This is a genomic window from Rufibacter immobilis (genome assembly GCF_003721565.1).
Classification (GTDB): Bacteria; Bacteroidota; Bacteroidia; order Cytophagales; family Hymenobacteraceae; genus Nibribacter; species Nibribacter immobilis.
Map to the genome: position 1 here is coordinate 1,276,697 of NZ_RJJE01000009.1, position 18,436 is coordinate 1,295,132.

An 18,436-nucleotide genomic window follows, 5' to 3' on the forward strand; every position below is an offset into this window, starting at 1 on the left:
ATAATGTGTAATTTCAGGCGCTTTCAGCCGTTGCCCGCTTAGAAGCCCCCCCGGAATTTATAGGTTTGGGCTACCTTGTCAATGGCCACAATGTAAGCCGCAATCCGCATAGGTACGTTGTACTTCTGCGAGGTGGCGTACACTTTGTTGAAGGCTTCGGTCATGATCCGGTCAGAGCGCTCCGTCACCATGTCCAGGCTCCACTTGTAGCCTAAACGGTTCTGCACCCACTCAAAGTAAGACACGGTTACCCCACCGGAGTTGGCCAGAATGTCTGGCACTACCATAATGCCTTTCTCGTTGATGATCTTATCGGCGTTGGCCGAGGTTGGGCCGTTGGCTCCTTCCACAATAAGTCTGGCCTGGATCTGGTCTGCGTTACGGGCCGTGATCACGTCTTCTACCGCGGCGGGCACCAGCACATCTACTTTAGAGGTCAACAGCTCATCGTTGCTGATCACCTGGGCACCAGCATATCCCTCCAAACGACCGCTGTGGGCGTTTTTGTAAGCAATGGCTTCCTCAATGTTGATTCCGTTGTCGTTCCAGTAGGCTCCACTCACGTCGCTTACGCCCAAAATTTTGACTCCGCGCTCGGCTAAAAGTTTAGCAGCCCAGGAACCTACGTTCCCAAAGCCTTGCACCGCTGCGGTAGACTGCGTTGGGCTCATTCCCAGCACTTCCATGGCCGCCATGGCAGAAACCATCACGCCACGTCCTGTAGCCTCCACGCGGCCCAGTGAACCACCTAATACCAGCGGCTTACCGGTTACCACAGAGTTTACGGTCATGCCTTTGGTTTTGGAGTACTCATCCATGAGCCAAGCCATTTCTCTGGGACCGGTTCCCATGTCTGGGGCTGGAATATCCTGGTCTGGGCCGAAGGTATCAATCAACGCCACGGTATAAGCACGGGTAAGACGCTCTATCTCGCCGGCAGACATGGTGGTAGGGTCACAGACAATGCCGCCTTTGGCACCACCGTAAGGAATATCTACTACCGCACATTTCCAGGTCATCCAAGCAGCCAAGGCTTTCACTTCATCCAGGAACACGCCTTTGTCATAGCGGATACCTCCTTTGGAAGGGCCTAGGATGTTAGAGTGCACCACCCTGAAGCCTTCAAACACTTTGACGCTGCCATCATCCATGGTTACGGGCAAGTTCACAATCACTTGGCGGGTAGGCGATTTCAGAACTTCATACGTCTCATCATCCAAACCCAGCACCTCCGCCGCAATGTTGAAGCGGGACATCATAGACTCAAACGGGTTCTCTTTGTCTTTGATAGGCGCAGGCTCTTTATAAGCCATCTTGCTTTGGACCACTGCCTTATATGCTGCCATAAATTATAAATTTGACAATTATCTGGTAAAATATGGGCGCAAAATTACCAAATATATAATACCAAACTAACTTTAGTCTCTCTATTTAGAGATTACGGCAATAATGCCAGAAAGGCTACCAAGAAGGGAATTACTAGAAGTAAGCTATCGAACCGGTCCAGAATACCTCCGTGCCCGGGGATGAGTGTGCCGGAGTCTTTCACCTCCAGGCTACGCTTTAGCATAGACTCCACTAAATCGCCCAGCACGCCGAACACAGACACCAAGACGGCCACGCCCAGCCACTGGAACAGGGTTAAATCTGCGTAGAATTGGGCAAGCAGCCACGCCACCGCCAAAGACAAAACCACGCCTCCGGCCCAGCCCTCCCAGGTTTTGCCGGGCGAAATACGCGGAAATAATTTATTTTTCCCAAAGGTTTTCCCGGCTGCATAAGCACCGGTATCTGAAGACCAGATCAGAAACATCACCCCCAGAATAATCTGCCAACTGTATCTGTCTGGCAGAAAAGCCAGTACGTGTAACAGCGTGAACGGGGCCGCTATATATAAAACCCCCAACAGCGTAAGCGCTACATTGGTGAAAGGATTTTCCTTCTTACGGTACAGCTCAGCCACCAGCGTCAGGAACACTACGGGCGGAAGCAGGAACAGCCAGTCGCTGGAAAGGGCACCTCGCTGCACGGCAAAGCCGGCCACATACAAACCAGCTCCTAGTACTACGCCTAGAACTCTGTTAGGCTGAAACCCTCTGGAAGAAAGCAAGCGGTAGAACTCCAGCACCCCCAGCACCGTGAGCGCCAGAAACAGCAGGAAGAACGTCCACTCGCTCCAGTAGATAGCCCCTATAAACACTGCCCCGCCAATAATGCCCGCCAGCAGACGCTGCTGCAGGTTGTTCAGTTCTTTCTTAGGTTGATGTTGCTCCATAGATGGTGATTATACGCTCGCTACGCCAAAATTTTGCGTTTTAGGGCTGTTTTGGGAAAAAGAGGCTCTAAACGGGTTCTGTCTGTGTTACCTGTAACTGTTATTTATGTAGGAGCAAATCTATGATTGCTCCAATTGCCAAGGCCGCCACAGAAAAGGTGAGCATGCCCAGAAGGTAAGCGAACAACGCCTTGACATAGCTGGTCACTTTACGCGGGCCAAAGAATTGGCCAATGGCGAAGATGATGTACACAAGCCCAAGTACCATCCCGTTCTTCAGGAAGCTGAAATGGGTTAACCCTTCGGCAACCCCGAAGGCAGCAAAGATCAACATGCCCATGCCCATGACAAAGCACAGCAGAATCAGTATCTCAAACAGGTTGTAAGGGCTCTTCCTGAAAAACAGTTTAATCCAGAGAGCTATGAACACGCTCATGATGATGTTGGCATAGCCGTAGTGCCCTTGCACCCACGCAAAAATAGCGCTGATGGCAGATTTGTGATCGCCTTGGTAAGTCATGTAGCGGTCTTCCAGGTGGAAGAAGCTGTTGCAGACTGAATAGATAAGCGAAGTGACAATGATGAAGATGATGGGCTTGACCAGCCGGCTCCGGTTCTCTGAAATGTAGTTCCTCACGTTTCGGCCCGGGCTGGTGATGAGTTCCCTGATGGTGTAGAGAATTCCGCGCTCAAAATGTAGAACATGTTCAATTTCATGCCATATATAATGCCCGTCAATCCTCTTCAGCTTGGCAGGATGGCCACAGCTGGGGCAATAGTTGAGCGTTACTTCTCCGTTGCAATTCTTACAGGTTGCCATCATGATTCTATCTCAAGCCCCGCTCCTTCAAAAGAACGTCTACTTCTTTTGTATTGTACTTAGAGTTCTTCATTAACTTATATGCTAAAAACAGAGGAAGCAGGGTGACCAACCCGTAGGCGTTGCTCAGCACGCTGAACAAGAGAATCCCTACCAGAAACCCGATGAAGACGGCATTGATGATAGCAGCTGTTTTCAGCTTCTTTGCTTCTGCCAACAGTTCCTGATCCGTTAATTCTGATAAGGTTTTAGGGGTAGCTTCCATTATGCGCTATGGTTAAAATTTGAGCGTGAAATATAACCCCCAAACTGGAGGAATTTGATTTGCGGGGGAACCTGACAGGAATAAACTTTAAAAACGGGAATTGCCTTCGCCTTCATGCACCGCCGCCGGAAGGCTTTTGAAGCCGCGGTACAATGCATACAGTAACCCTATGGTCAAGGCCAGTGAAACCAGGGAAATGGGCCACGGCGAGGCTTGGGTAGATTCAACGTCCAGCTCAATCTGCCCACGCTGCTGCAAGAACATCATCAAAACCATGAAGCCGTTGTTAATGAAGTGCCCCACTATAGGAACCCAAATGTTGCCAGACCACCAGTACAGATACCCAAACACCACTCCCAGCATAATGCGCGGTATTACCCCATAGAACTGCATATGGATGATACCGAAGACGATGGCCGATACCCAGATAGCCAAATGAGGGTTCTTCCACCAGCGCTGCAACTCCTGCTGCACAATACCTCTAAAGGCCAGCTCCTCGCCAATGGCGGGCAGCACGGCAAACACAACTAAGCCCAGGATCAGCTGCGGCACGGTAGAGATTTTGGTCAGCTCCAGGGTGAGTTCACGCAGTGTGTCTTCCTTGGCTCTGGCCCATTGCTCAAAGGCATCCAGAAAAGGCGGAAAATCTACGTTGGCGTTCCAGTGCACAATCCAGGAGGAGGCCGGCATGATCACCAGTAACAGCACCGCCGCCCCTAATAACAAGTAAAACGGCACCGCGGCGCGCGGAGAAAGAAATATACCCGGCTTTTGCACCGTGGTGCGCAGGTACACCAAAGAAGCAACGGTAAAGCCCAACAGGTGCACCACCCCCTGGAAAAGCACCAGCGCACTGCGGCTCTCGGGGTAATCTGCGGGCCGGGCCAGCATGTTGGCTGTTTCGTTTATCCCGTAGCCCCAGATGGTTTTGATGAGCACCATGGCCAGAAAGTTTCCAATGAACAGGCCCGCCATCGCAAACAAGGTAAACAGCAAAAGCGACTTAAAAGGATGCGACAACGGCGAGATGAAACCTTTCATATAGGCGGTGTGGTTTTAATGAGGTAAATTTACGCGAAATATTTAAACTCAATCACGTGGTAAAAATAGGTCAGATAGAGCTTCCGGACTTCCCGCTGCTGCTGGCGCCCATGGAAGACGTCAGTGATCCTCCATTCCGGGCAGTGTGCAAGGCCAACGGCGCTGATTTAATGTATACGGAGTTCATCTCCTCAGAGGGCCTTATCAGAGACGCGGCCAAGAGCCGCCAGAAACTGGATATCTTTGACTACGAGCGCCCCATCGGGATCCAGATCTTTGGGTCAGACATTGACTCCATGCGCGAATCGGCGGTGATCTCGGCGCAGGTGGGCCCAGACCTCATTGACATCAACTACGGCTGCCCTGTGAAAAATGTGGCCTGCAAAGGCGCGGGCGCGGCGCTTCTGCGCGATATTCCCAAAATGGTGGCGATGACCTCAGCCATTGTGCAGGCGGTGGAGCCTTTCGGGTTGCCAGTGACCGTGAAGACGCGCCTGGGCTGGGACGATTCCACCAAAAACGTAGAGGAAGTAGCCGAGCGCTTGCAGGACATCGGGATCAAAGCTTTGACGGTACACGGCCGCACCCGTGTGCAGATGTACAAAGGCGAGGCCGATTGGACGCTCATCCGGAAGATCAAAGAGAACCCGCGCATCCAGATCCCCATCTTCGGGAACGGCGACATTGACACGCCGCAGAAAGCCGTGGAGTACAAGAACAAATATGGCGTGGACGGGGTCATGATTGGCCGGGCTTCCATTGGTTACCCCTGGATTTTCAGGGAGATCAAACATTATATACAGACTGGCGAACTGCTGGCCCCGCCTACCATTCAGGAGCGCATTGACATGTGCAAGATGCACTTTGACAAGAGCCTGGAGTGGAAAGGCCTGCGCCTGGGCATTTTTGAGATGCGCCGCCACTATGCCAATTATTTCCGGGGCTTGCCCAACGTGAAGAGCTACCGCATGCGCCTGGTCCAGACCGAAGACCCGCAGGAGATTTACGCCATCTTAGATGAGATTGCCAACTCTATGGAGTATGCCGCTCTTGCGGAATAGCTTTCTGAGTTTCTTTAAGTAAATGCGTTTAGGGGCTGTTTTTGGAAAAAGAGCCTCTAAACGCATTTTTTTTGTAGAGTGGTTTGGCTGATGCCATTGGCTGGGCCGCTTGCCTAGAGCCTTAAGTGCTGTGTGTTTCATCTTTGGCGGTAAGCGCTCACGGCCGCGAGGCCCCGTCTTTCCCTCTCGCACTGCCCTTGCGGCCATGTAATGCAGTTTTCTCTTAGTTTCTTTCTTGCTTGGCCACAAGCGAGGCGCTCTAGGGAAAGACTGGAATAGGTGCGGGTGGTAATGGCTTCTCTAGTTTGAAACCAATCCAGTTTCTGTTTTAGGACACTTTAAACAAAAGGCTGCTGGCGCGAGTCTTCTGACTCGTGCCTTTGGATAATGGGGAGTCTCCAGACTACCCGCGCTGCCACGCAGTGAAACCGGGACGACTGAAGAGCATGAAGAGAAACCTGCTTTTGCGTTTAGGGGCTCTTTTTCCAGAATTAGCCTCTAAACGGTTTGGCAACTGTTATCTTTGCGCCTCTTAATAGCTGTTCCTGTGGCTCTCAAAACAACTTCCCCTGCCTCTATTCAAACGAATACCAATGCCACTCCCGCTATGGCGTGGGTCATTCTTGCTGGCCTTTCCCTTATCTGGGGCACCTCCTTTATCTTGATCAAGAAAGGATTGGCGGTCTTCTCCTCAGATGAGTTGGGCGCCCTGCGCATCACCATTGCCACCTTGGCGCTGCTACCGTTCGCCCTGAAAGGCTTGAAAGCGCCTGCCCCGGGCCAGTGGAAGTTCCTGTTGCTGAGCGGGCTCATCGGGAATTTGATTCCGGCTTTCCTGTTCGCGTACGCAGAAACCCAATTGGCGAGTGGGCTGGCCGGGGTCCTGAATTCTCTCACGGCGCTGTTCACGCTGATCATAGGAGCTATTTTCTTTCAGCAGAAGATCACGCTGTTACGGGTGCTGGGTATTCTGATTGGGATTGCCGGCACAGCCGTGCTTATTTTCTCAGGCAGTGCCCAGGAGAATTCCTCCAACTCGTTCTATGGATTGTACGTGGTACTGGCCACTATCCTGTACGGCGGAAGCCTGAACGTGATCAAGCACTGCCTGGCGGGCATCAAACCATTGACCATGGCCAGCTTGGCTTTGCTCACGGTAGGCCCTCTTGCTTTTGCGTATCTATGCACCACCTCAGCTTTCGATAAATTGGCCACGCAACCCGCCGCCTGGGAGGCACTGGGGTATATAACCTTGCTGGCGGTATTCAGCACGGCCATAGGGTTGGTGTTCTACAACAAGCTCATCCACATGACCAATACTCTGTTTGCCAGCACTTCTACTTACCTCATGCCCATTGTGGCACTTATCTGGGGCGTGGCCGATGGCGAGACCATTCACCTGATGCACTACGCGGGCATGGCCATCATCCTTGGTGGAGTTCTATTGGTGAACAGAGCTAAATAGTTTGGTCCTTCTCCTCTGAGCGGCATTTGAGCAGCCAGGCAACGGCATCCTGCTCAGAAAGAAAAATGCCCAGCTTGGTAAAGTTGCCGTAATTACTCAGGAAGCTCAGGCCGATGTGCTCTTGGATATATGTATAATGCGTGGGCGTAACCAGATTAGCAAAGTAATTCTGGTACGGCAACCTCTCTTCAATACCGGGGAAATACGTCTTCAGCATCCAGGCCTCATCCTCTACTGACAGCGAACCGCGGCTACGCAAGTCAAACAGCCAGAAACGGCAATCTTCCTGCACGGCCAGCTCCAGAGCCTCCATATACCCCTGCCGCAGCTGGGCCGAGGTAGGGTACCGCAGCCACCGCAGAAACAGAATGTCCAGGTCGGGGCGGTAGGTTAACCGCAGATTGCTTTCGTTTTCATTTCTCTCCATCACTGCGGCTGCTTCTTGGTCTTGGCACACCGGGACCTCCCTTTGGCCAACGCTTAATCAAGATAAGACATCGGGCGGAAGAAAATAAAAACTTTATAACCTTTTTTTCGGCTCTGCCGTAAAGGCCGCCTTCCTCTACCTCACCTGCGGTTTAGAAGCCAGCTTGCTATGCTTGTAGCTGTACCCGAAGTAGATAGCCAGGCCTATCAAGAGCCATACCGTAAACAGCAGCCAGTTATTCACGCCCAGCTGGGTCATTAAGTACAGGTTGGTGAGCAGCCCCAGCACCGGCAGCAACGACAGGCTTTTTCTGAAGGAGACATACGCCAGCAGCACGCAGGAGATCAGGAACACGAGCATAGGGATCTGGTGCCTAAACTCTTCATAGCCGCCGTTTCCGGCTACCGCGCCCCAGAACTCGTCAATGGCGGGGCGGTTGTACATCAGCACCAGTGCGCCGGCTATCACCAGCAGCAAGGGCACCAAAAATTTACCGTTCAGGTAAGGTACTTTGAAGCGGGCATCGGAAGTGCCGTGCGGGTCAATGATGAGAATACCGCCGCACACCAGCGCAAACGCGAAAAGGGTACCAATGCTGGTAAGGTCAATCACCAGGTCCATGTTCAGGAGCAGCGCGGGCACTCCCACGAAGAAACCGGTTACCAAGGTAGAGAAGGACGGCGTTCTGAACTTAGGGTGTACTTTGGAGAACACCGGCGGCAGCAGCCCGTCGCGCGACATGGTCATCCAGATGCGCGGCTGCCCAATCTGGAACACCAACAGCACGGAGGCCATCGCGAAAATGGCACTTACGGCCACAATACCGGCCAACCAGTCTACGCCCACCTTGGTGAACACATAGGCCAACGGATCGCCTACGGCGAGTTCTTTGTACGGCACCATGCCGGTAAGCACCAGCGTAATGATCACATATAAGATAGTACAGATAATGAGCGCGTAGATCATGGCGCGGGGCAGATCGCGCTGCGGATTCTTGCATTCCTCGGCGGTGGTACTGATGGCGTCAAACCCAATGTACGCGAAGAACACCGCTGACACGCCTTTCAGGACGCCACCAATTCCGTTGGGCGCAAAGGGGCTCCAGTTGGCCGGGTTCACGTAAAAAGCGCCCACGGCAATCACCACCAACACTACAATCATCTTTAGCACCACCAACAGGTTAGAAGCATTTTTAGACTCTTTGATTCCTACGTACACCAGCGCCGTAATCACGGCATTAATCAGGAAAGCGGGCAGGTCTACCACCAGTTTCCCGCCTAAAAAGTCTGGCGCCGCCTGCCACGCATTGTAGGCTTCCAGCTGCACCGGGTCTGCCGCCGTAAGTGGTTGCCCCGCCTGCAACAGCGCCACAACCTCCTGATACCCTTTATAAGCGCTTTGTGTGCCCATGGTAAGCCAAACCGGGATATCCAGCCCTACCCCGCTCATGAGCCCGGTAAAGTAATCGCTCCAGGAAATGGCCACCACAATGTTTCCTACGGTATATTCCATGATGAGTGCCCAGCCAATAATCCAGGCGGCCAGCTCCCCAAATGAGGTGTAGGCGTACGTATAGGCCGAGCCGCTGGCCGGAATGGTGGCCGCAAACTGCGCGTAGCACAGCGCCGAGAACGCACAGGCAATGGCCGTGAACACAAACAGCAGAGAAACTGCCGGACCGCCGTCATGGCTCGCGTTGCCAATGGTGCTGAAGATACCGGCGCCAATGATGGCCGCAATACCCAACGAGGTAAGGTCCCTGACGGAAAGGTTACGCTCCAGCCCCTCCTCCACCGCTCCCGGGTGGGCGGCTACATCGGCGGGCGGCGTATGCAAAACAGAGGTCAGACTCTTGCGGCGGAAAAGACTTTTAAAGCTCACTTGTTATAGTTGGGTGTAGAATTTCAGGGTAAAAGTTAAGGAAAATATTCTGAAAGCGTGGCGAACTGCGTATATTTAGAGAAATCTCGCCCCTATGCCCGTCCGCCGCCTCACCCTCTCCGTCCCGAAACCTTGTCAGGAGAACTGGCAGGACATGACGCCCCAAAACCAGGGCCGTTTCTGCCAAAGCTGCGCCACAACTGTAGTGGATTTCAGCACGATGACCAATGCCGAGATTGTTGCTTTTCTGGGGAAAGCGAATGGGCGCGTGTGCGGCAGCTTCCACCTCCAGCAACTGGGGCAGGAATTCCTGTTGCGCACCTCCACCCAACGCAACAGGACTTGGCGAGCCGTAGCGCTGGGTATTGCCACCTGGTTAAGCACCAAACCTGTTTATGCCCAGGAAACTGTAGCGCCACCAGCCATTGAGCAGAACCCGTCTTTAGCCGCAGCCAACATTGCACCGCAATCCCAGCAGCCCGTGCCAGATAGCTTGGCAACCATAAGGGGCAAGGTAATTTCAGGTGATGGCGCAGCCCCTATGCCCGGAGTGACGGTGATGTGGAAGGGCACTACTGATGCCTCCCCCACCAATGCGGAAGGTGTCTTCACCATCTCCATTCCACCCGACATACCAGAAGACCAACTGATTCTTTCGGTTTCGTTTATTGGCTACTCCACCCAGGAACTGCGGCTAAAAGAGATCCTGAAACAGAAAAATCTAGTTATCAGACTAAACCCTGATGCCCGTACCATAGGGGAAGTGGTGGTCATCCCGCCTTCGCTTCGGCGCTCCCAGCCACAAACCCCGGCCACTCCTAAAAAAGCGGGGTTCTTTCAAAAGCTGAAGGGGCTGTTCCGTTAATTACGTATAGCGGCTCTTTTTCCAGAATCTGCCTTAAACCAGAAGCGATGTTCAAAAACACCCTAACCGTTACCATTCCACAGCCTTGCCGCGAGGATTGGAATACCATGACGCCGCAGCACCAGGGCCGTTTCTGCCAAAGTTGCCAGAAAACGGTAGTAGACTTTACGGCGATGTCTGATGCGGAAGTAGTGGAGTGGCTGACAAAACAACTAGAGAATGGTTGCGGGAAATTCCGCGAAGATCAACTCAACCGAGCTTTTAAGCCTGAGACTGGTTCCAAAAAGAGGTGGACTTTATCGGCTTTGGCCCTAGGTTTAGTAACATGGCTAACTGAACGGCCCGCTGTCGCCCAGCAGATCCAACAGCGCAGCACAGAAATAGAACTCTTATCAGCACCCACAATTCCGCTTTCTCCCATTGTTCCTGTTCAGGATAGTACCTCTATCAGCGGAAATGTTTTAGCTGGTAAATCAGCTATCGTAACCATCAGGCTGGATGACACCGTGGAAACAAAGGCAGATGCTCTAGGCAATTTCCGTCTGGCGTTTTCTAAAACAACGCCCCTGGAGCAACAATGGCTTGTTATCTCCGCAATCGGCTTTCAAACCCAACGGATTCGTCTTTCAGATTTGGGAAACCTACAAGCAATAAGGGTTGCGCTGCTACCAGACCAAGCACCACACGCTTCATTTCAGGGAGTATTGGGCGGTATTTCAGTGAGCGGGCTTCCCGTCAGAGACACTAGCTTCCCAAAAAATGTGTTCTACAGAATAGAGGATTTTCTCCGCTAATACGTTTTAAGCCTCTTTTTCAAAAAAGAGCCCCTAAACGCACTTACTTGTTCAGCACCACCCTAAACGTAGTCCCTTTCCCCACCTCAGAGGATTTCACGTAGAGGCGGCCCTGGTGGTAATTCTCAATAATGCGCCGGGCCAGCGCAAGACCTAAACCCCAACCGCGTTTCTTGGTGGTGTACCCGGGCAAGAAAACTTCTTCCTGCTTGGTTTTAGGAATTCCCTTGCCCGTGTCCTGAATATCCAGCGCAATGGCACCTTTGGTATTGGACTTGACCAGCCGCAGGGTAATACTGCCTTTTCCCTCCATGGCATCTACGGCATTTTTGCAAATGTTCTCAATGACCCACTCAAACAGCGGGATATTGACTTTGGCCGTGGTCTCAGGCGGAAAGTCTGACTCTACCGCAAACGCCACTTTGCTGGAGACGCGGTTGCGCAGGTAGCCAATGGCGTTTTCCACCACCCGCAGCAGCGGCTCATCTTTGAGCACGGGCACAGAGCCAATGTTAGAGAACCGCTCCGTGATGATCTCCAGCCGGCGCACGTCTTTGCCCAGTTCGTCCACAATAGGCTCATTCTCAAATCGGGGGCTGCTTTTCAGGTACTCGTACCAGGCCATGAGCGAAGACAGGGGCGTACCCAACTGGTGCGCCGTTTCCTTGGCCAAACCCACCCAAACGCGGTTCTGCTCCGCTTTGCGCGAATAGCTGAAGGCATAGTAGGCAATGACAGAGAGACAGGCAATGACTGTGAGCTGCACGTACGGGTAATAGCGCAGCTGGGTGAGCAACTCAGAGTCTTTGTAGAAAATGTAGTTTTTGAACTCCTGCTGGTAAGCCACCACAATGGGCTTGTGCTGGGCCTTCATCTTGGCTATCTCCCGCTTCAGGAGCGCCTTTTTCCGTTTCTCTGAAATTTTTTCGGGGATGTTGAGGTTCTTATAGGCGATGACGTTCTCCTTCTCATCGGTCTGGATCACGGGCACCGAGCGGTTGGCGTCAATGATTTCCTCCTGAATGAACACCAGGTTGTCTGAGTCTATCTCGGCGTTAATCATGTAGCGCAGCCCTTTGCCGTACAGGTCAATGAGCTGTTGCTCCCGCTCAGAGAGCTTGGCTACCAGCAGATTGGTGTAAATGACGGTGGCTGCGCCAATGGCCAGGGCAATACCAATGATCAGGAGCTTTAACCGGGATCTTTTAGAATATATGGAGGTTGGAATCATGAACAAAAGCAACGCTAGAACAGATACGCCCGTCTTAGGATTGAGTTCTCTGTTAACGAAGATAGCAGAAGAAGCGTCTATTGTTCTTAATTTGGAATGAGTATAAATAAAAGAAAGATAGTACAGGTAATTCATTTTTAAAAGATAGCAGCGTAATTTTGCATGCTATTTCAAAACTGCCGTATGCTTAACAATTTTAGAGCCGTCAGTCTTTCCCATAAAAAAGCTCCCTTAGCTATAAGAGAGCTAATTGCCTTGGATGAGGGGTCGTGCCGACAGTTCCTGCAAACGCTCAAAAATTTCATTCAGGCAACTGACATACTAGTTCTTTCCACGTGCAACCGCACGGAAGTGTATTATACCTCTGATGCTGACTACAGCCACGAGATCGTGAAGCTGTTGGGCATTAGCAAGGGCATAGACAATATATCCCAGTACCTAGATTATTTCACCATTGTGAACGAGCATGCAGATGCCGTGCAACACCTGTTCAACGTGGCCATGGGCCTGGAAGCGCAGGTGGTAGGTGACATGCAGATCTCCAACCAGGTAAAACAAGCCTACCAGTGGAGCGTGGACAGCGAAGCCGCCGGCCCGTTCCTGCACCGCCTGCTGCACACCATCTTCTTCACCAACAAGCGCGTGGTACAGGAAACGTCTTTCAGAGACGGCGCCGCCTCTACCTCTTACGCCGCCCTTGAACTAGTGGAAAGCCTCACGTCTGAGCTCATCAACCCGAAGGTGTTGGTGGTAGGCCTGGGCGAGATTGGCGCCGATGTGTGCCGCCACCTCAAAGACTCAGATTTCCAGAACGTGAAAATCTCTAACCGCACCAAAGCCAAAGCCGAGATTCTGGCCGAGGAATGCGGGCTGGAGGTAGTTCCGTTTGAAGAGCTGGTAGACGCCATGAAAGAGGCCGATGTGATTATCTCCTCCGTGGCCCGTAACGAGCCGTTCTTCACCAAAGAAATGGTAAGCCGCCTGAACGTTCTCACCTACAAATTCTTCATTGACCTGAGCGTACCGCGCAGCGTAGAGCCCGAAGTGGAGCAGATTCCGGGGGTACTGGTGTACAACATTGACACCATCCAGAACAAAGCCTCAGAAGCCCTGCAACGCCGTTTAGACGCCGTGCCGCAGGTAAAGCAGATCATCAGAGAGTCTATTGAAAGCTTCCAGGACTGGACCAAGGAGATGAACGTGTCCCCTACCATCCAGAAACTGAAGAATGCGCTGGAGACCATCCGTCAGGAAGAAATGGCCCGGTACATGAAAAAACTTTCGCCCGCGGAGGCCAAACACATGGATGAGGTAACCAAGTCTATGATGCAGAAAATCATCAAGCTGCCGGTACTACAGCTGAAAGCCGCCTGCAAACGCGGCGAGGCCGAAACCCTCATTGACGTACTCACAGATCTCTTTGATCTGGAGAAACAATCTGCCGAGGCGCACAGCTAAGCCACAGCACCAATATCAGTTAATGATCAATCGGGATGTTCTCAACCAGAATATCCCGATTTTTTTGCCCCTCTTTGCAGTCCGGCCGGCTCTTCCGTCTTGGGCAGGTATATAGTCCCTACACAATATAAAAGCCGTTTAGAGGCCGTTTTTCCAAAAACAGCCCCTAAACGGAAACGATGGCAGTCAAGGTGCCGCCATACTCTTCCACGTATAGAATAGCGGCCGGTGTTTTCATCCTCCCGGCTTCCTTTTTATATTGGCGGCATGAAAAAGCTGCTTTTTATACTCTCCGTGGCCTTTGCCTCTCTCCCGGGCATGGCGCAAGTAACCTGGTCACCGTCTCCGCAACACCAGCAGGGGCTTCCTTCCTCCGTGAAAATCTTCACCACCTCAGACTCTCTGGATGGCAAACCTTTCAAAGCCTATTATCTGGAAGCCGACCTGAAAGACCCCAAACTGGAAGTGCTCACCCGAGTGGGCAACGGCAAGCGCTATACACCCAAGCAGTATTATGAGCAGGAAAGCGGTAATGTGCTGGCCGTGGTTAACACCACCTTCTTCTCCTTCGCCGACAACCGAAACCTGAACCTGGTCATCAGTGACGGGAAAGTACTGGCTCCGCAGGCCACCGTAAAACGCAAGAACCCCAAAGGCACCGACACCCTCACCTATTACCCTACCACCGGCGCCATCGGCTTTTTCCGGAATCGTACCGCAGACATAGCCTGGGCCTACAACATGGGCAAGAAAAAGAAAACCATGCAACTGGCCGCCCCTTATACCATTGAAGTAAACGGCAAACCTGCCCCAGAACCCACCAAACGTACCGCCAAGGGCCTGAAGCGCTGGAAACCCCAAACCGCCGTGGGTGGCGGCCCGGTACTAGTGCAGAATGGCAAAGTGCACATCACCGCTGAGGAAGAGATGCGCGGCGGGGCTGGTTTCAGAGGTCCCAATCCCCGCACGGTGATCGGCTACACCCCTGACCAGAAATTAATCATCCTCATGGTGGAAGGCCGCAACAAAGGCATCGCCGAAGGTGCCAGCCTAGACCAACTGGCCAACCTGATGGTAGGTTTAGGCTGCCAGGAAGCCTTGAACTTAGACGGCGGCGGCTCCAGCGCCCTGTATGTGAAAGGGAAAGACACCATCAAACCCTCAGACAAGGAAGGCCATAGACCGGTGCCGGCCGTTTTGGTGCTGAAGTACAAGGAATAAACTCCTTGAAAAAAATAAAACCGTTTCTGGCCTACTTTTTTCAAAACAGGCTGGAAACGGTTCCGGGAAATACTTACTTGATGGGGGAAGCTAAGCTGGCGGGGGATTACAGATCACCGCAACACTCCTCCAGGCAGTCAATCACATCAATCAGCTTGGGGATGGAAAGGGAATAATAGATCTTGGTGCCTACCTTGAAAGACGAGAGCACGCCCTTGTCTTTCAGTGTGATCAAATGCTGTGACGCAATGGCTTGGGGCAGATCAAGGTACTGGTAGATCTCCGTCACGGTCATCTTATCTTCCTTACCCAGAAGATCTACAATGGCCAGCCGTTTGGGGTGCGCCAGTACTTTTAACATAGACGCCGCCTTATCTATCTTCTTAGACTCTACTCTGGATAATAAACTTTTCATAAAGACACACTAAAACCTGTACTACATAAGCGCGCTGCCGCGCCTTTTAAACCCGCCGGGCAGTCCGTTTTGCTTACTACCTGAACATTACGTTACTTTAACGCATGGCGACTTACCATGTTATAGGTATCATGTCCGGTACTTCGTTAGACGGAGTTGACTTGGCTTATTGTAGATTTACGTATAAAGAAGATAATTGGATATATAAAATACTTAATACTGAAACACTTCCATATTCAAATATTTGGGAGCAGCGCCTGGCGGGCCTCGCGGAGGTAAGTGCGGCGGAACTTATTGCTACTGACCGGGCTTACGGCCGCCACTTGGGCGAGCTAGTCAGAAGCTTCGTGGACCGGCACCAGCTGGAGGTAGACTTTGTTTCTTCCCACGGGCACACGGTGTTTCACCAGCCCCAGCGGCATATTACGTTTCAGGTAGGCAGCGGTGCGTACCTGGCCGCTGCGGCAGCGTTGCCCACCGTCTGCGACTTCCGCACCCTGGACATCGCCCTGGGCGGACAGGGAGCTCCCTTGGTGCCTATTGGGGACCGGTTGCTGTTCGCCGAGTACGATTTCTGCCTGAACCTGGGCGGCATCTCCAATATCTCGCAGGAAGACCCAGACCACCGCGTGGCCTTTGATATTTCTTGCTGTAACATGCTCCTGAACCCCTTGGCTGAGCAATTAGGGCAACCTTATGACAAAGACGGATTATTGGCCCGCTCCGGCCGGTTTCACCAGGACCTTTTTGACCAACTGAACGAACCGGCCTATTTCACGGCTCCTTTCCCCAAATCCATCGGGAAGGAATGGGCCGACGAGCACAGTTTACGGACCATACAAGAATCCAACGCCTCCGTTCAAGACAAGTTGCATACTGCCTGCCACCACATTGGTTACCAAATTGCCCAATCGGTGCGGCAGCACGCCAACCAGAAAAGCGGGAAACTGCTCCTTACCGGCGGCGGCGCGTTCAATACGTTTCTGGTAGAGCAGATCTGGCATTATCTGGGACCTGACTTTGAAGTGGTGGTACCCGAACCCGAACTGGTGAATTTTAAAGAAGCCCTCATTTTCGCGTTTCTGGGCGTGCTGCGGTGGCGGCAGGAGCCCAACTGCCTGCGCAGCGTGACCGGCGCCCACCACGACAACTGCGGCGGCGCCATCTACTGGAACTAACGTTTAGGGGCTGTTTTTGGAAAAAGAGGCGCTAAATGGGAGTTGCCGCAGGCACTCGCAGATCAGAAACAAGTCCTGAGTCTTGAGTTCTGAGTTTAGTTTTGGCTTAGTTTGGGAAGTAGGGATCAGAGGCGAGAGTTGGCGCAGACGCTCGCAGGTCCTCCGGACGCTGCGAGGTCGTTTGAGTTGACGGTAACGTGGCGGGAGGCGGGTTGGACCCACCCCTACCCCTCCGAGGAGGAGAATTATCTGCTAGAGTGGGGAAATTGCTTAAGCAGTCCGTTCAAGCAGTAAATCTTCTGCTGCCTCTACGCCCAAATAAACAACAATGCTGTATTGCTTCCGCTATGCAATAAATTCCCCTCCTTGGAGGGGTAGGGATGGGTTTACTCCTGCTGAGCTACACCCAAAACCAGCAACAGCCTCTACTACCCGCACCTGTTCCAGTCTTTCCTTCGAGTGCCTCGCTTGTGGCCACAGATAGGCAGAAGCTAAGAGAAAACGACATCGGCATGGCCGCAAGGGCAGTGCGAGAGGGGAAGACGGGGCCCCGCGGCCGTGAGCGCTTACCGCCAAAGATGGAGCAGCACTGCTTATAAAGCCATAGACAAGCGGCAAGCCATGGCATTAGCCAAGAAAATTACGTTTTGCGGCTCTTTTTCAGAAAATAGGCTTAAACTAATCTTCCTTTCCTCCCCTCCATTTTAACAAACGACCGTTATCTGTACCTTTGCGCATCACTCACCAAACCGCACCTCCCGTCATGAAAGACCTGTTAGCCAAATTTGAGAACAAACGCCCCGAGATTGTTTTTGAATGGAAAGACTCTGAGACCGAAGCCGAAGGCTGGGTAGTCATCAACTCCCTGCGCGGAGGCGCGGCCGGCGGCGGAACCCGCATGCGCAAAGGCCTGGACAAGCGCGAGGTAGAGTCGCTGGCCAAAACCATGGAAGTAAAATTCACGGTATCGGGGCCGGCCATTGGCGGCGCAAAATCGGGCATCAACTTTGACCCCGCAGATCCCAGGAAACAAGACGTGCTGGAGCGTTGGTACCGCGTGGTGTTCCCGCTGCTAAAGAACTACTACGGCACCGGCGGCGACCTGAACGTAGACGAGATCCATGAGGTGATTCCCATCACGGAGGAATACGGCCTGTGGCACCCGCAGGAAGGCATTGTGAACGGCCACTTCAAAGCCACTGAGCCGCAGAAAATAAACAAACTGGGCCAACTGCGCCAGGGCGTGAGCAAAGTGCTGGAAGATGCCCACTATTCGCCTTCCCTCGCCCGCAAATACACCGTGGCAGACATGATCACCGGTTACGGGGTGGCCAAAGCCGTGGCGCATTATTATGAACTGTGGGGCGGCGAGCTGCCAAGCAAACGTGCCATTATCCAGGGCTGGGGCAACGTGGGCGCCGCCGCGGCTTATTATCTTTCCTCTGAAGGCGTGCAGATTGTGGGCATCATTGACCGCGCCGGCGGCCTGATCAAGCAGGAAGGCTTCACGTTTGAAGAAATCACCACTCTCTTCCTTAACCGCGTGGGCAACACCTTGCAGGCCGAAAATCTGCTTTCTTTTGAAGAAGTGAACAACCGCATTTGGGACGTAGACGCCGAAATCTTTATTCCGGCGGCCGCCTCACGGTTGGTTTCCACTGAACAGGTGGAGCGCATGCGCCAACATGGCCTGGAAGTGATTTCCAGCGGCGCCAACGTACCGTTCAAAGATCCTGAGATCTTCTTCGGGGCTACGGGTGAGTTCGCCGATCAGCAGGTTTCCGTGATCCCCGACTTCGTGGCCAACTGCGGCATGGCCCGCGTGTTCGCCTACCTCATGGAGCAGGACGTGGAAATCACCGACGAGGCTATTTTCACCGACATCTCCAACACCATCCGGAAGGCCCTGGAAAAGGCCCACGAGCGGAACCCGCATAAAACCGAGATCGCCAAAACCTGCTTTGAAATTGCCCTGAGCCAGCTGCTGTAGTAGCCCCAAGGGAATATAGCTCACCTCAATCGCCTGTCAGCGCCCGCGT

17 protein-coding genes are annotated in these 18,436 nt (G+C 52.8%); 8 read left to right on the forward strand and 9 right to left on the reverse strand.

The genetic code is table 11. From position 1 onward, the window contains the following. Positions 1-38: 38 nt before the first annotated feature. The 5 genes from EFA69_RS12465 to EFA69_RS12485 all read right to left on the reverse strand — a co-directional run bounded on the left by EFA69_RS12465 (position 39) and on the right by EFA69_RS12485 (position 4,401). Positions 39-1,313 carry a Glu/Leu/Phe/Val family dehydrogenase gene (locus EFA69_RS12465; RefSeq protein ID WP_123133372.1) on the reverse strand — a complete coding sequence of 425 codons (1,275 nt, stop codon included), beginning with the start codon at positions 1,311-1,313 and terminating at the stop codon, positions 39-41. 125 nt (positions 1,314-1,438) lie between these two features. Beyond that, positions 1,439-2,275: a phosphatidate cytidylyltransferase gene (locus EFA69_RS12470; RefSeq protein WP_245964563.1), complete on the reverse strand. Its 837-nt coding sequence runs from the start codon at positions 2,273-2,275 to the stop codon at positions 1,439-1,441. A 100-nt stretch (positions 2,276-2,375) separates the two neighbouring features. Further along, a complete protein-coding gene (locus tag EFA69_RS12475) occupies positions 2,376-3,098 on the reverse strand; it encodes a DUF3667 domain-containing protein (RefSeq protein WP_123133373.1) in 723 nt (240 codons plus the stop codon). A 4-nt stretch (positions 3,099-3,102) separates the two neighbouring features. Continuing rightward, positions 3,103-3,360, reverse strand: coding sequence for an FUSC family protein (locus EFA69_RS12480; protein WP_123133374.1), 258 nt, complete (start codon positions 3,358-3,360; stop codon positions 3,103-3,105). Between the two features lie 87 nt (positions 3,361-3,447). After that, the gene (locus EFA69_RS12485) at positions 3,448-4,401 is read right to left on the reverse strand and encodes a CPBP family intramembrane glutamic endopeptidase (RefSeq protein ID WP_123133375.1); all 954 of its coding nucleotides are present in this window, start codon (positions 4,399-4,401) and stop codon (positions 3,448-3,450) included. Between the two features lie 56 nt (positions 4,402-4,457). Between EFA69_RS12485 and dusB the strand changes: the two genes are divergently transcribed. Then, complete coding sequence (dusB, locus tag EFA69_RS12490; protein ID WP_123133376.1) at positions 4,458-5,462, forward strand: tRNA dihydrouridine synthase DusB; 1,005 nt, start codon at positions 4,458-4,460, stop codon at positions 5,460-5,462. A 547-nt stretch (positions 5,463-6,009) separates the two neighbouring features. Further along, on the forward strand, positions 6,010-6,927 hold the full coding sequence (locus tag EFA69_RS12495; protein ID WP_245964564.1) for a DMT family transporter: 918 nt from the start codon (positions 6,010-6,012) through the stop codon (positions 6,925-6,927). Here EFA69_RS12495 and EFA69_RS12500 read toward each other — a convergent pair. Both EFA69_RS12500 and EFA69_RS12505 read right to left on the reverse strand, forming a co-directional pair. Then, positions 6,920-7,354: a hypothetical protein gene (locus EFA69_RS12500; RefSeq protein WP_123133378.1), complete on the reverse strand. Its 435-nt coding sequence runs from the start codon at positions 7,352-7,354 to the stop codon at positions 6,920-6,922. The two genes, EFA69_RS12495 and EFA69_RS12500, sit on opposite strands and share 8 nt — an antisense overlap. A gap of 135 nt (positions 7,355-7,489) precedes the next feature. Further along, the gene (locus EFA69_RS12505; protein ID WP_183906767.1) at positions 7,490-9,235 is read right to left on the reverse strand and encodes an amino acid permease; all 1,746 of its coding nucleotides are present in this window, start codon (positions 9,233-9,235) and stop codon (positions 7,490-7,492) included. 94 nt (positions 9,236-9,329) lie between these two features. Here EFA69_RS12505 and EFA69_RS12510 point away from each other — a divergent pair, with 94 nt between their 5' ends. Continuing rightward, on the forward strand, positions 9,330-10,100 hold the full coding sequence (locus EFA69_RS12510) for a carboxypeptidase-like regulatory domain-containing protein (protein WP_123133379.1): 771 nt from the start codon (positions 9,330-9,332) through the stop codon (positions 10,098-10,100). Between the two features lie 47 nt (positions 10,101-10,147). After that, positions 10,148-10,894: a carboxypeptidase-like regulatory domain-containing protein gene (locus EFA69_RS12515; RefSeq protein WP_123133380.1), complete on the forward strand. Its 747-nt coding sequence runs from the start codon at positions 10,148-10,150 to the stop codon at positions 10,892-10,894. A gap of 43 nt (positions 10,895-10,937) precedes the next feature. Here the strand turns inward: EFA69_RS12515 and EFA69_RS12520 are convergent, their stop codons facing one another. Further along, a complete protein-coding gene (locus EFA69_RS12520; RefSeq protein WP_123133504.1) occupies positions 10,938-12,125 on the reverse strand; it encodes a sensor histidine kinase in 1,188 nt (395 codons plus the stop codon). A gap of 183 nt (positions 12,126-12,308) precedes the next feature. Between EFA69_RS12520 and hemA the strand changes: the two genes are divergently transcribed. Next, entirely contained in the window at positions 12,309-13,583 is a 1,275-nt protein-coding gene (gene hemA, locus EFA69_RS12525) for a glutamyl-tRNA reductase (protein ID WP_123133381.1), read from the forward strand. Between the two features lie 267 nt (positions 13,584-13,850). Next, entirely contained in the window at positions 13,851-14,804 is a 954-nt protein-coding gene (locus EFA69_RS12530; RefSeq protein ID WP_148041347.1) for a phosphodiester glycosidase family protein, read from the forward strand. A 106-nt stretch (positions 14,805-14,910) separates the two neighbouring features. Here the strand turns inward: EFA69_RS12530 and EFA69_RS12535 are convergent, their stop codons facing one another. After that, entirely contained in the window at positions 14,911-15,219 is a 309-nt protein-coding gene (locus EFA69_RS12535; RefSeq protein ID WP_066830613.1) for an ArsR/SmtB family transcription factor, read from the reverse strand. 104 nt (positions 15,220-15,323) lie between these two features. Here EFA69_RS12535 and EFA69_RS12540 point away from each other — a divergent pair, with 104 nt between their 5' ends. Both EFA69_RS12540 and EFA69_RS12545 read left to right on the forward strand, forming a co-directional pair. Then, on the forward strand, positions 15,324-16,397 hold the full coding sequence (locus EFA69_RS12540) for an anhydro-N-acetylmuramic acid kinase (RefSeq protein WP_123133383.1): 1,074 nt from the start codon (positions 15,324-15,326) through the stop codon (positions 16,395-16,397). Between the two features lie 763 nt (positions 16,398-17,160). Then, a complete protein-coding gene (locus EFA69_RS12545) occupies positions 17,161-18,387 on the forward strand; it encodes a Glu/Leu/Phe/Val dehydrogenase dimerization domain-containing protein (protein WP_123133384.1) in 1,227 nt (408 codons plus the stop codon). The last annotated feature ends 49 nt before the right edge of the window (positions 18,388-18,436 follow it).